This window comes from Laceyella sacchari, assembly GCF_004343255.1.
Lineage (GTDB): Bacteria > Bacillota > Bacilli > Thermoactinomycetales > Thermoactinomycetaceae > Laceyella > Laceyella sacchari.
On sequence record NZ_SMDD01000001.1, the window covers coordinates 483,643 to 496,655 of the forward strand.

The 13,013-nt window shown below is 43.9% G+C and carries 17 protein-coding genes; 13 read left to right on the top strand and 4 right to left on the bottom strand.

What is annotated here, in order from left to right; translation table 11 throughout:
• The first annotated feature begins 228 nt into the window (after positions 1-228).
• From EDC32_RS02280 to EDC32_RS02335, 13 genes are all read left to right on the top strand, one after another.
• Positions 229-909, top strand: coding sequence for a metal-dependent hydrolase (locus EDC32_RS02280; RefSeq protein WP_132219854.1), 681 nt, complete (start codon positions 229-231; stop codon positions 907-909).
• Between the two features lie 580 nt (positions 910-1,489).
• Positions 1,490-2,059 (top strand): hypothetical protein, encoded by a 570-nt coding sequence (locus EDC32_RS02285; RefSeq protein ID WP_054096088.1) that lies wholly within the window; start codon positions 1,490-1,492, stop codon positions 2,057-2,059.
• Positions 2,060-2,962: 903 nt separating this feature from the next.
• Positions 2,963-3,562: a hypothetical protein gene (locus EDC32_RS02290; protein ID WP_132219855.1), complete on the top strand. Its 600-nt coding sequence runs from the start codon at positions 2,963-2,965 to the stop codon at positions 3,560-3,562.
• A gap of 136 nt (positions 3,563-3,698) precedes the next feature.
• Complete coding sequence (locus tag EDC32_RS02295; RefSeq protein WP_132219856.1) at positions 3,699-4,022, top strand: hypothetical protein; 324 nt, start codon at positions 3,699-3,701, stop codon at positions 4,020-4,022.
• Between the two features lie 96 nt (positions 4,023-4,118).
• Positions 4,119-4,289 carry a hypothetical protein gene (locus tag EDC32_RS16210; protein WP_158283198.1) on the top strand — a complete coding sequence of 57 codons (171 nt, stop codon included), beginning with the start codon at positions 4,119-4,121 and terminating at the stop codon, positions 4,287-4,289.
• Between the two features lie 80 nt (positions 4,290-4,369).
• The gene (gene dnaI / locus EDC32_RS02300) at positions 4,370-5,332 is read left to right on the top strand and encodes a primosomal protein DnaI (protein ID WP_132219857.1); all 963 of its coding nucleotides are present in this window, start codon (positions 4,370-4,372) and stop codon (positions 5,330-5,332) included.
• A gap of 170 nt (positions 5,333-5,502) precedes the next feature.
• The gene (locus tag EDC32_RS02305) at positions 5,503-6,096 is read left to right on the top strand and encodes a hypothetical protein (RefSeq protein ID WP_211341882.1); all 594 of its coding nucleotides are present in this window, start codon (positions 5,503-5,505) and stop codon (positions 6,094-6,096) included.
• Positions 6,097-6,309: 213 nt separating this feature from the next.
• Positions 6,310-6,897, top strand: coding sequence for a hypothetical protein (locus EDC32_RS02310; protein ID WP_132219859.1), 588 nt, complete (start codon positions 6,310-6,312; stop codon positions 6,895-6,897).
• A gap of 351 nt (positions 6,898-7,248) precedes the next feature.
• Positions 7,249-8,190: a primosomal protein DnaI gene (gene dnaI, locus EDC32_RS02315; RefSeq protein WP_132219860.1), complete on the top strand. Its 942-nt coding sequence runs from the start codon at positions 7,249-7,251 to the stop codon at positions 8,188-8,190.
• Between the two features lie 428 nt (positions 8,191-8,618).
• Positions 8,619-9,233 (top strand): DedA family protein, encoded by a 615-nt coding sequence (locus tag EDC32_RS02320; RefSeq protein WP_132219861.1) that lies wholly within the window; start codon positions 8,619-8,621, stop codon positions 9,231-9,233.
• Between the two features lie 58 nt (positions 9,234-9,291).
• A complete protein-coding gene (locus EDC32_RS02325) occupies positions 9,292-9,477 on the top strand; it encodes a hypothetical protein (RefSeq protein ID WP_132219862.1) in 186 nt (61 codons plus the stop codon).
• Positions 9,478-9,524: 47 nt separating this feature from the next.
• A complete protein-coding gene (locus EDC32_RS02330; protein WP_132219863.1) occupies positions 9,525-9,794 on the top strand; it encodes a hypothetical protein in 270 nt (89 codons plus the stop codon).
• A 197-nt stretch (positions 9,795-9,991) separates the two neighbouring features.
• Positions 9,992-11,302 (top strand): DRTGG domain-containing protein, encoded by a 1,311-nt coding sequence (locus tag EDC32_RS02335; protein ID WP_211341883.1) that lies wholly within the window; start codon positions 9,992-9,994, stop codon positions 11,300-11,302.
• A 42-nt stretch (positions 11,303-11,344) separates the two neighbouring features.
• Here EDC32_RS02335 and EDC32_RS02340 read toward each other — a convergent pair whose 3' ends face one another.
• From EDC32_RS02340 to EDC32_RS02355, 4 genes are all read right to left on the bottom strand, one after another.
• The gene (locus tag EDC32_RS02340; protein WP_132219865.1) at positions 11,345-11,665 is read right to left on the bottom strand and encodes a YtpI family protein; all 321 of its coding nucleotides are present in this window, start codon (positions 11,663-11,665) and stop codon (positions 11,345-11,347) included.
• A gap of 66 nt (positions 11,666-11,731) precedes the next feature.
• Positions 11,732-11,920, bottom strand: a complete 189-nt coding sequence (locus EDC32_RS02345; RefSeq protein ID WP_106342030.1) for a YtzJ family protein — start codon at positions 11,918-11,920, stop codon at positions 11,732-11,734.
• 47 nt (positions 11,921-11,967) lie between these two features.
• A complete protein-coding gene (locus EDC32_RS02350; RefSeq protein ID WP_132219866.1) occupies positions 11,968-12,507 on the bottom strand; it encodes a sporulation membrane protein YtrI in 540 nt (179 codons plus the stop codon).
• A 1-nt stretch (position 12,508) separates the two neighbouring features.
• Positions 12,509-12,838 carry a YtrH family sporulation protein gene (locus EDC32_RS02355; RefSeq protein ID WP_022735822.1) on the bottom strand — a complete coding sequence of 110 codons (330 nt, stop codon included), beginning with the start codon at positions 12,836-12,838 and terminating at the stop codon, positions 12,509-12,511.
• Positions 12,839-13,013 lie beyond the last annotated feature (175 nt).

The following is a 13,013-nucleotide window of genomic DNA, read 5'->3' on the forward strand; positions in this document are numbered from 1 at the left end:
GATAGTGCCCATCGGCTGGCGTTACATGCCAAGCATCTTACATAAGATGTGAGCGGAGATGAAGACACTGGGCTTGGCGATTCAGGGAGTTGGCTTAGAGGGCATACCTCGAAACAGACCGGCGTTTCCAAGTCTTCCTGTCGGATATCAAACGATCAAACGCACCATCATCGTACCGTGCAAGAATTGTGGAAGAAGCGTAACCAGATTAGAGGAGGGGACGATGGCATGAAAGTAACATTTCACGGCCATTCATGCTTTGAAATCGAACATCGTGGCACACGTTTGTTGATCGATCCGTTTATCACTGGCAATCCACAGGCCAAAGTGAAGGCGGAGGAACTCAACCCTGATTATATTCTCGTCACCCATGGCCACGGCGATCATGTGGGGGACACGGTGGCCATCGCCAAGCGCACCGGCGCTACCGTTATCGCTGCGCACGAACTGTCGGTGTGGCTGGGGAAACAGGGCGTCAAAGCGCATGGTATGGCATTGGGCGGCGGGCACGCCTTTCCGTTTGGCCATGTAAAAATGGTGCTGGCCCTGCATGGTTCAGGATATGAAGCAGACGATCAAATCATCTATATGGGACCTGCGGCCGGCTTTGTACTCACTCTGGATGGCACCACCATCTACCATGCCGGAGATACCGCGCTCTTCTCTGACATGAAGCTGATTGGCCGCAAACCGATCGACCTGGCTATGTTACCCATCGGCGACAATTTCACCATGGGACCGGACGATGCCCTCTTGGCAGCTGAATGGCTTGGCGCCAAACGGGTAATTCCGATGCACTACAACACCTTCCCGCTGATCAAGCAAGATGGTGAGCACTTTATCAAGCAGCTCGCCGAGAAGGGGATCGAAGGCCATGCTCTCGCACCAGGCCAATCGTTTGAATTGTGACATATCTATTTGTAACGGTTCTGTAACGTGGTTGTAATGGTTTTCATCTAAAATGATTACAGGATGAAAACCCCCTTTGGTAGAGACGGCCCCGGAAACCGTCTCTTTTTTTTTGTGCAAAAATGGCTGGTAAAAGGCTGTGGCGTACTCTGCCCATGAGATAGGAAGAATAAGCGGAAAGTGGGTGGAACATTTCCAAGTTAACCTCCAACTTAGAACGATCTCATAATCGAACTGTATCCAGATTATGCATGAATATTTAGAATATATTATAATTAGGATATGCAGAAAATAACAAAAACCTATCTGTCCTACCTAATTTGCCGACTTCGGAAGAAGGGAGGTAATAGGTATGAGTAGAAAATTTGTTCTGGTTCGTAATAAAGCACCTAAACCGTCACAATGTCACGTTTGTAAAAAAGATGACCAACTGTCTTGGAGTAACGGAGAGTGGAAGTGTTCCCGGTGTTCTGTTGTAGTTGAGCCAGATTAACCACTCATTAGACAAAATGTTCTGTAGATAATACACTCCCTATTAAGTTATACTAGCTTTACACTCTTAATAGGGAGGCGTCTTCTTTTGGGTAAAAGGTACGAGCAAGCATTTTTAGACGGTTACAAACCAGTGGTACTCGGGTGGAAAGGTAAGCTATTCAACGAAATTTACTATGAACAGCTTATTCGTTACCCATACATCAATCCGTATGAGGGCAACGCTAATGGGTATATTTTTTTTCAAGACGACCGACTTAAAGAGACGTATTTAGAACGCATGAAAGCCGCAAAAAACAAGTATGAGAAACACATTGTTTTGGGGAAAATGTTGGGTTTCCCACCGCAGTCAGTAAAAAGGTATGCTGAGATGCGTATATTGGAGGATGAGTTAGGGGAGTACCCGGAAATAGAGCGTAAGCAAGCTGTAAGCGTGGATTGGGCTGGTTTTTATTTCACTACATATCTAGATTTTATTGAAAGTGAAATTAAATGGTTATGGGACACATACCAACATCCAAAAGCGGTAAACAATCCGCTATGTCTGTGGAGTAGAGATATAGACGCAATGGAAATGACATATGGTGATTATGATGCAATTAATGAAGCAGTACAATTTATTAAGGAAAAAAGAAATTTGGTACCGATCAACGTATAATAAACTGTCATTTAGACAGTTATTTTTTGTCAGTAGACCGTCGGGAATTCTTACAAAACATATATATGGACGTCGCACATTCTCAGAAACTGTCGCTTTTTTTGTGCATAATGGTTGGTTGACGGCTATGGCACACAGGACAGGATGATGCGAAATATAAATGAGCGACTACCGCGTTTACGGGTAGCCGCTTTAGTTTTAAAAAACTATTGTTCTGTATCATCATCTCCGCCAACGAAGGTATTATACAACATATAAATCACCCTCACTTCTTAGGTTTAATTGTGTTTGGATTTTGATGAGTTTTCTTTCGCTTATACATACTTATACACCTATTGCATGTTATCATAATATTCTGTTAAATGGAAAAAGGCCGTGTGTTGCCGTTGCTTAAATTTGTCTTCCTCTGACAGTCTTTCTGCTTCATTGAAAGTGAAAATTAATTAGTTATCAAAACAGCCGTTTTTAATTGATGTAATTTAATAGTGATGTTATTTAGCGGTCAGTGTCTCCGTCATCTTCACCATCAAGGTATAAATGAAACAACATCATAAAATCAGTCCTCTTTGTTAAACAATATTAAAGATTGCCGTTTTCTGACCGTCTTAAGCCAATAGTTTTCTAGATGCATATTATCGAAATTTTCTGATATAAGCAATGATTACTTAGATTACTTTTTCTGTCTTGTGTTATTTCTGCAAATTCAACTGATCCTTTTAGCTCAAAAAGGGAAAAAGCCATCTCCATAGCGCTGGAAATGGCTTTTAAAAATTAGTTAGTCGTATCACATTGTTCTCGTCGGTGAAGTTATAACAGGTAAAATCTTATTATTGTGGCTATCTTTGAAGGTAGTCGCAATTTTTTATTGTATACTCTAATTGTGGTGAAAGGAGTGTATTTGTAATGAAGAAATCATTACTTGATTACGAAGTGTTTTTAATGGGTTTAAAGCCCGCGATATATCAGAGTGCAAACAATGTCACGTTTCAAAAGACTGTCCACCTTTACAGACATTACCCATGTGTCACAGAAGGCATTCATTTACATGATGAAGCTGATTTTTTCCTTTTCTTTCAAACGGAACAAATGAAAGAAGACTTTTTAAGGAAGCTAGCTACAGTAAAACGTCTTTCACCCGAATTTCACGAACTAATAGGGGTTACCATTGGTTACCCACCATTAGCGGCGAAATATTTCGCGGAGTGCCGACGCTTGAAAGAGGTAGAAAAACGGATGGATGACTACCAAGAATTGTTCAAACACAAAGTATCTTTCATCTATTCTGGTATCAGATGTAATGGACACGTGAATGACTTAGTAGAAAATAGCGTTTGGTTGTGGGAGCGGTATTACATTAAAGATGAGCCGTTTAAGATCGGAATAATTGAAGGGGACGTTATGAAGCATTATGAAGTCAAGCCGTATGATTTCGATGAACTGGAACGGGTAAAACAACGTAAATTGGAACTCATATCAAGAGCAAAAGAGGAAGCCACTCTATAAAAGCCCGTAAGCGGCTTTATTTTTTTGTTAGTAAACTGTCGGAAAGTTTACACAAAACATATTTAATTTTCGAATTTTAACTACATCAGTATTTCTGCTATTAGGGGTAGGGTACGGTAACCAAAACGAAACAACGGTGACGAATCCGGCGCCTCAGGAAAAGGCGGAACCAGCCGTACATAAGCCGGAGGAATCCACGAAACCCAATGAAAAGAAACCGGAAGCACCTAAAACGAATAAAAATTGCGAGATGAAAGGCGAAGAGTTTATACAAAAGAGCAGGGAAGAACGTCAGGCAGTGATAACGGGTTGCTTGCTGGATTATCCGCAAAAAGAGAAAGTCGATGATGTACAAAAAGTGTTAGACAAGGCAAACAAGTATTTTACGAATAGCGAAGCGTGGGAAGCACCAGTAACCAAGTTTTTAGACGATTATGTGGCGTGGAAAACAAGTAAATAAAATTTGTGCAAAACGGCAACTAGACCGGGATTCGACCGATGGTTTGACAGGCATGAATGACGAGGAAGCGTATGCGTTGTTACTTGGAGGGTTGATATGAGAGCTGTTACTGTCGGTAACGTTGCGGTAGACAATCGGGTAACACCTGTACATTTGCTTACGAAAAACGGACCGAAAATCACGATTCACATGATTCATTTGGTGGTAGAGGAGCTGGAAGATGGAAAGCGGGTATTATCGGGGCGTTGCTTTGATATTTTCGGTTGACCAAATAAAAAAGAGCCATGTAGTTAACACACGGCTCAAAAGAAAACAAATAACAAAAACAGTAGGAGGGACGTAGGCCAATGAAGCGCATCAATAACGTTTTAACTAAAAACAAGTTTAGCACTAAATTAATTGATAAGCGGGTTGAAGCTATAACGAAACATCCATATGTGGTTAAGTTTTTAATAGAAAACGAGGGTGAAATTTCTCAATCACAGCTCAGACCCTTTTTGTCCAAATTAAATCAGTACATTCGTGAGCTAGACAATTGTAATGAGTGCCCTGGTCTTGAACAGTGTCCTAACTTGATGCGTGGCCATTACCCGTCCCTTAAAGCATATATGGGAAACATTGATATTACTATGAATCAATGTGTGAAATTGAAAAACGATTATGCTGAACAAAATAGAAAAACACTCATTCAATGCCATGCTATACCGAAAGATGTACAAACAGCTACTTTTAATACAATAGAAATGGATAACCATCGACTGAAAGCAATTGACCTTGCCATTACATTCTGTAATGAACTGATTATGGGGAGCAAACTAGGTGGGCTATATCTGCACGGGGCATTTGGGGTAGGGAAAAGTCACATTGCTGGAGCTATTGCTAATACGTTGGCTGATGGCGACATACCTGTTCTCATGGTGCATACCCCGTCTCTCGTTAACGAAATGCGGGACGCAATTGCAGAAGCCATGCGAGGAAACAAACTAAGTGCGACAGTTAGCAAAAAACTAGAGTTATTAAGCTCTACACCTGTACTAATATTAGACGACATCGGCACTGAAACGTATTCTAGTTGGATACGAGATAATGTGTTTGGCGTGATTTTGCAAAATCGCGTTTCAAAACAACTATCTACTATTTACACTTCTAATCTAACCCTAGATGAATTGGAGCAGGCATTATCGTGGATTAGCCATAAAGGGCAAACATATGAGGATAAAGTAGGCGCTAGAAGGATAATGGAACGTATTCGTCCTTATGTGATTCCGGTGGATGTGGGCGGAAGAAATCGTAGATATGACAAGAAATAAAAAGCGTCCATTGACACTGCCATCAGGCAGTAATTTTTTTCTCTATGTACGTCGGAAAGTTCTTACAAAACATATTTCATACCGAAGATAATTCAATGGGACAGTCTGCTAATTAGCAGGCTGTTCCTTGTTATTTAGCGTATACTTTATACCGTGAAAGAGGGGGGCATATGGTGAAAAAGCCACTAGTCGATTATCAAACGTTTCTGATAGGACGTAAACCGGCATTGTATGGAAACACAGGTAGTCCGACATTCATGAAAAATCTTCATTTGTTTGAGCATTACCCATGTGTTACGGAAAACATCGATATATTTGACGGTGAGGATTTCTACTTGTTTTTTCAGAATGAAGAGTTGAAAGAGACGTTTTTATCTAAGTTACGCGATGTTAAACCACGTTCACCCGAATTTCATCGATTATTAGGTGTTACGCTTGGTTATCCTCCCCTGGCTGCACAATTCTTTGCGGAATGCCACCGATTGGAAGAGGAAAAGCACATAGACGAGTATGAGCGGTTGTTTAAACAAAAGGTATCCTTTTACTACTCCGGGATCCGATGTAATGGACATGTCAATGACTTAGTAGAAAATAGCGTTTGGTTATGGGAACGGTACTACATCGAGGATGAACCGTTTAAAGTCGGAATGATTGAGGATAACATTGTGAGGCTTTATGAAGTTAAGCCGTATGACTTCGATGAGCTGGAGCGAGTGAAGCAACGGAAACTAGAGCTCATAACAAAGGAACAAACGCATGTATAAAAGCCGTATGTGGCTTAATTTTTTTTTGCACGACAATGAATACGCGGTGAGTTATCCGAGTATAGATCAGATCTATTAACGATCAGATGAGATTGTTTTTGGAAAGGAATTGTTTTTCGATTGGCGGCTACGGTGGTTGTTGTATTTTCCACTTATAGGTAGTCGCCCTTTTTAATGTATACTTTAATTGAGTGTATGAAAGGGGTACATGTAATGAAAAAGCCGTTACGCGATTACGAAGCGTTCTTAATGGGGCTAAAACCGGCACTATTGGATAGTTCCAATTGTGTTACATTTCAAAAAGTATCTCACCTATACAAACACTACCCATGTGTCACAGAAGGTATTCATTTACACGAAGAAGCTGATTTTTTCCTTTTCTTTCAAACTGAGCAAATGAAAGAAGAATTTTTAATGAAGCTGGCTACTGTAAACCATCTCTCACCGGAATTTCACGAGTTATTAGGCATTACCCTAGGTTATCCACCGCTAGCGGCGAAATATTTTGCTGAGTGTCGCCGATTAGAAGAAGTGGAAAAGCGCATAAACGAATACGAGGAACTGTTTAAGCACAAAGTATCTTTCGTTTACTCCGGGATCCGATGTAATGGACATGTCAATGACTTAGTAGAAAATAGCGTTTGGTTATGGGAACGGTACTACATCAAGGATGAACCGTTTAAAATCGGAATGATTGAAGATAACATTGTGAGGTTTTATGATGTTAAGCCGTATGACTTCGATGAGTTGGAACGAGTGAAGAAACGGAAACTAGACCTCATAATGAAAGAAAAAACGTAGGAATGAATGAACACAATGTGCTATATTTTATTGTCATGTGCTAGTTGATTGCTCTAAAAAAGTGATTTACGTTGTAAGGAGTTACGCTAGAATTTTCATAGCCTGATAGGATAGATGGTAAGTTAGAATGGAGTAAAGACTCAGGTTTAATGATAGATTTATATAAATTAGAAGAAAACATTGGCCAATAGATAGCGGAGGAGGCAAAATGCGGCAAATGTTCGCTGATGCTTCCTCGTTGCTTTTGTGATAAGATAAGTCTTGCTTATCATCTGGATAAAACAATGACATCTTGCGTCTGTTTATACATTTTATGTAGGATAATCGGGAACGAGGGGAGGAAGCTAAGCGTTGAAAAAGGCAGGCAACGTGATTTCCTCAAAGATGAAAGAGCGGATCGACCCAAGCAAAATAGAAAAACAATTAAGCACGCTACTGAAACATCCGCTGGTGGTTAAGTATATGGTTGAAAATGATGTTCCCCAGTCATCTTTAAAAAACTCCTATTCCCAGCTTAGCCAATTTGTACAGGAAAATGAGAATTGCAAGCATTGCTTCAGTCTGAACGCATGTCCGAACTTGATCAAAGGGCACTATCCTTCCTTGCGGGAGTACGGAGGATATGTGGAATTGGCCATGCACGAGTGCAGCAAATTGAAGGCCAAAAAAGAGGAAGAATGGCGCAAGAGTTTGATCCAATGCCATGACATCTCTTTGGATGTGCAGAAAGCGACATTTGAAGCGATCGAATTGGACAGTGGCCGGGCCAAGGCGCTTGACGTGGCGCTGGAGTTCTGTTTGAAAGTGGCCAATGGTCAACCCACCAAAGGGATTTACTTGTGGGGACCGTTTGGGACGGGCAAAAGCTACATCGCTAGTGCCATATTAAACACCCTTGCCGAACATGGCATTTCGTCGCTGATGGTGCATATGTCCGCGCTTGCTTCGGAGATGAGGGATGCGGTCGCCAACAATAAAGCTTCGGTCAACAGTAAGCTTGAAGCGTTGAGCAGTGTGCCCATTTTGGTCATGGATGATATCGGCGTGGAAAACTTAACCCCTTGGTTGAGAGATGGAGTGCTGTCGGTGGTGCTTCACAGCAGAGCGTCCAATCAACTTCCCACGATCTACACATCTAATCTCACATTGGACGAGCTGGAGGAGTGGCTTTGCTACACCCAGGTAAACGGATATGACCAGCATGAACCGTTGAAAGGGAAACGAATCATGGAAAGAATTCGGCCATATGTGATTCCGGTTGAGGTAAAAGGGAGAAATAGAAGGTATTCTTGATGACCAATATCTGAATGATATTGGTTTTTTATTAAGTGATTATAGCTGAAAATTGACAGAATAATAGAAATGAGGTGCGGGGAGGGGATGCACTATACTTGCCCCGCACTTACGAAATGGACCGGCTTGAGTCCGCTTTCCATCTACCTGAAAAAGGATTTGTGAATATGTTTTGAGCATGGCGGATTCCATGACAAAAATGAGCGGATTCTTGTTACAATGAGAAAATGACATCGAGGTAATGGGGGATGAATCACGAGCCAAATCATCAAAAATATCGCGTTTTGCGCCAAAGGGCTGCTAACGCCCTGCGACGTACCAGGAGCCGGGAACAGGAAGCGGCTTAACCAACATCGACATATATGAGCTAATGCGAATGCTTGTGGGCATTCAACAAAGGAAGAATTGAGCAACTGGAGGGGATCAATGTGGAAAGCTGGATTACAGATTTCATGGAAGAGTTTGGTTATTTGGGAATTTTCTTGATGATTGCGCTAGAGAACCTCTTCCCGCCGATTCCATCGGAAATCGTGTTGTCGTTTGGCGGATTCATGACGACGCAATCTGATTTGACGGTTACGGGTGTGGTGATTGCTTCGACGCTGGGAGCTGTGGTCGGAGCGATTGCCCTGTTCTATATCGGTCGGTTGTTGGATGTGGAGCGGTTGGAACGCATTGTTGAGCGTTGGGGGCATCTCTTGAGAACCGATAAAGAGGACATACATAAAGCGAATGCTTGGTTTCACCGTTATGGTATCTGGACTGTGTTTTTCTGCCGGATGGTTCCGATCGTGCGCAGCTTGATTTCAATTCCGGCGGGGATGGCGAAAATGAATTTTCCGTTGTTCCTGTTGTTCACTACTGTCGGATCGTTGATTTGGAACATGGTTCTGGTAAATCTGGGTGCAGCCCTTGGCGCTTCTTGGTCCAAGGTGCTGGAATATATGAGCGTCTACCAAGATATTGTCATTGTCATCGTTGGTGCACTGCTGATTGTGGGTGCGGTGTGGTTCTTCCGTCGCAACCGTTCCCAAAAAGCATAAGGTTTTCGTCTACGGGTTTCTGTAGCGCCCGGTTTGGGAAATGTTGTGAGGGATGCGTATGATGTGGCTGGTGTCTGGCGTCATCCTGATGATCGTGGGTTTGACCATGGCTGTGTGCAACCTGACCGTCGTTTCGGGGGATCGGCGGTTAGGGAATATGGTTGATGTTTTCTGGAATCATCTTCACATTTGTGCCAGGCTAAAACCCCAGCGGCGGCCGCTGGAGCGCTTTTTTCGCACATGAAGTGTCCAACCCTTTCATAAATATAGTGAGTAGAAGGGGTGACGACGATGCGACAACGGGGTATTTATTTGTTGTGCGGGGCGGCTTGCTTCTGCCTGGGGCTGGCCAAGTTCCCCCTCCAACTACAAGCCGGGCTCTCTTCGCTGTTTGTGGTGGTATGGTTGACAGTGATGGGTTTGTTCTTGATCGCCAATTTGAACGACCTGATGCGGCAGGTTCGCATCAGACAGCGGAGAAAAGAGGCGGAGCGCAGACGGCAGTGGTTGGAAGCGGAACAACGGTGGAGACGGCGGCAGCGGTTGACGGTCCACCATTGATAGTTGCACAGAAGGCCGGCGGGACTTAAACCTTTTAAAGCGCCGGCTTTGTAGTCTCATTTTGTAAAAGTAAGCCAAAGAACCCGGTGCAGGGATCTTTGGCTTGTTTTTCTATTAAGGCCAGAGATAGGTTTTGTACGGAAATTATTGTAATATGAAAATGAAGTGGACAATCAGAGTAGATGGGAGGAAAGCCATTGTCAACGAAGCACGAGCAGATTTTGCAGTATATCGAAAAATTGGAGATCGGCCACAAAATATCTGTTCGACAAATCGCGCGGGATTTGAATGTGAGCGATGGCACCGCTTATCGTGCGATCAAAGAGGCTGAATCGCAAGGACTTGTTCACACAATTGAGCGCGTGGGCACGGTCAGGGTGGAGAAAAAGCAACGCTCGGATATTGAACGACTCACTTTTGCTGAAGTGGTCAACATTGTGGATGGGACGGTGTTGGGCGGAAAGGCAGGATTGCATAAAACGCTAAACCGTTTTGTCATCGGGGCCATGAAGCTGGAAGCTATGATGAGATACATAGAACCGGGAAACCTGTTGATTGTCGGAAATCGGGACAATGTGCATCGGATCGCATTGGAGAATGAGGCAGCGGTCTTGATCACAGGTGGGTTTGACACGACGCCAAATGTGAAGAAGTTGGCCAATGAGTTGGAACTGCCCGTGATCTCCAGCAGTTATGACAGCTTTACTGTCGCTTCCATGATCAACCGGGCGATTTATGATCGGCTGATTAAAAAAGAGATTTTGATGGTGGAGGATGTGTTGCCTAAGAACCACCAGCCTTACTATTTGCACCACAATGACACGATCGCCCGCTTCCACCAGTTTGTGCGGGAAACGGCGCACAGCCGCTATCCGGTGGTGGATGACCATGGTCGGGTGGTGGGGATGGTGACGGCCAAAGATGTGATGGGGTATGAGCCGCAAGATCCCATCGAGCGGGCGATGACCAAAAATCCGATCATGGCGACAACCAAAACGTCATTGGCTTCGGCTGCGCATGAGATGGTGTGGGAAGGTATCGAGCTGTTACCCGTCGTAAATGACCATCGTAAGCTGATCGGAGTGATCAGCCGACAAGATGTGATTAAATCCTTGCAATACATGCAGAAACAGCCGCAGATCGGGGAAACGATTCAAGAGTTGAGTTTTCGCGGCTTTCATGAAGTGGAAAAATCGGGACAGCCGCTGTTCCGTGGCCGGATTACCCCGCAGATGACAGATGCTTTAGGTCGGCTCAGCACAGGGGTGTGCACAACGCTGATCACCGAAACGGCGATGCGGATGTTGCGTCGGCAACGGCGTGGGGATTTGGCGATTCAGAACTTTACCCTGTATTTTTTAAAGCCGATTCAGATTGATACAGTTGTGGACATTTCGCCGCGCATTCTTGACTTGGGAAGAAAGCAGGCCAAAATGGATGTGGAGATGATGATCGACAATCAAGTGGTGGCCAAGGCGTTGGTTACTGCTTACACCATGGAGCGCTGATAACATGAGAAAAGCCGGTGACATTATCGTCACCGGCTTTTCTCATGAAACCGGGGAAGTGCGCTCTTGATGCTGTTTCACTTGATTGCTGTAAAAGCGATGGTGTTTAAATCCGTAATAAAGATTAAATAGGCCCACAGCGAGGATCAAACCGATGAAGAACAGGCGCAACACTGAATCGCTCGGCATCAGAAATTGCAATGACCCGATGGCCAAGAACATCAACCCCATAAACATGTTCATTCGCGCTTGGTAGATCCGTTTGGGCAGGCCGTCCGTTCTGCGTGCCAGCATGCTGTTGAAGAAAGTGCCGAAGACGGTGACGCAGATGACGGAAACCAAGATAATGCCAATGGCTTGCATGTTTATAAAACCCTCCTGGAAATAAGCGCCTCGATCAAATGATGGAGGCGCTCAAAAATACGTGAATTACGATTTAGATTGTTCCGGGATGAACCAACATCCGTGTTCAGTGCGGTCAATATGCACGTGAAGGTCCAACTTCTCCAATTCTTTTTCAATGAACTCCGCCACTTCTTGTGTTTCCGCAAAGGCGGAATATCCGTTTTTCAGCTTTTCCAATTTGGCGCGGGCCATTTCTTTGCGATTGATGATCATGGTGGTTCCCCCTTCCCTTAGTCGTGTCGAGTAGTAATTGCATACAACTATTTTACTATATCAGATACATCATCACTAGAGACGTCTTTTGTTTGAACCCAGATTTTTAATGTTTCGTCATAAAAAGACACATATTTAAGGTGTACTTCTACTTTTAATTTTTGTGCTTCATCTATCACTATTTGTTCTTTCTCCAAAATTAATTCAATCAGATCAGGATTGTTGCTGATCCATTGCATCGATTTGCCGAGAAAGGGAGTCAGTTTTTTCTCAAGCTGTTCTTTTACCAAATCGATAATCACGGATTGTTCACTGTCCACTTCTACGATGATTTTTTGGATGCGATCTTTGTTTTCCTGGTGTCGCTCTCCTTTGCGGGCCAACTGCAATGTTTCTTCCTGCAACTTCAGGATTTCTTTGTACTTTTGGTTGTTGGCGTAATACAGAGCGTTGCGCTCTGATAGCAGGCCGTCGATTTTTTGGCCGTATAGCAGAAGAAACAAGCCGTTGCCGAAAAGAAAGCCCAGCAGGAGCATCACCCATGCACGCCGGTTTTTTTTCAAGCCGGCAATGACGCCGCGCACCATGTCAGTATTCTCCTTGGATCATCCAGCGAATCAGGACGGTGCCGGTGTGGGCGCCCAAAAACGCGCTGATGATAAAGCACAATTGTTGCAGGGCGAGATTGATCTGACCGCCTAAAATGGTGATTTCAATGTTTTTGATCATGTCAAATGTGCCGCCGATGGCCGCTACCATTGCCCATATCTTTAATTGTTCTGCGAGGCGCAGCATTTTAAACATCGGATAGTCGTCGGCGAGAAATGCCCCCACACCGCCTAGCATCACACCGCCCAATACTACGCCGAGCGCGATCAGGAAATCGAGGATGACCGTTGTCCAAAATTGTTGTCCCATAGCCGATAACCGCCTTTGTCTAGCAAAAGTGTGTATTTGGTAAATATTGACTGATTTTCCTAAAGAATATGAAGGAGCGAGAGCAATTATGTGGACAATGGGTAGGGGGAAAGGATGTTCGGACAAGCCGGTTTCGTTATAATAAGAGGGAAAGAGGAGGGGTCGGCGTGGATCG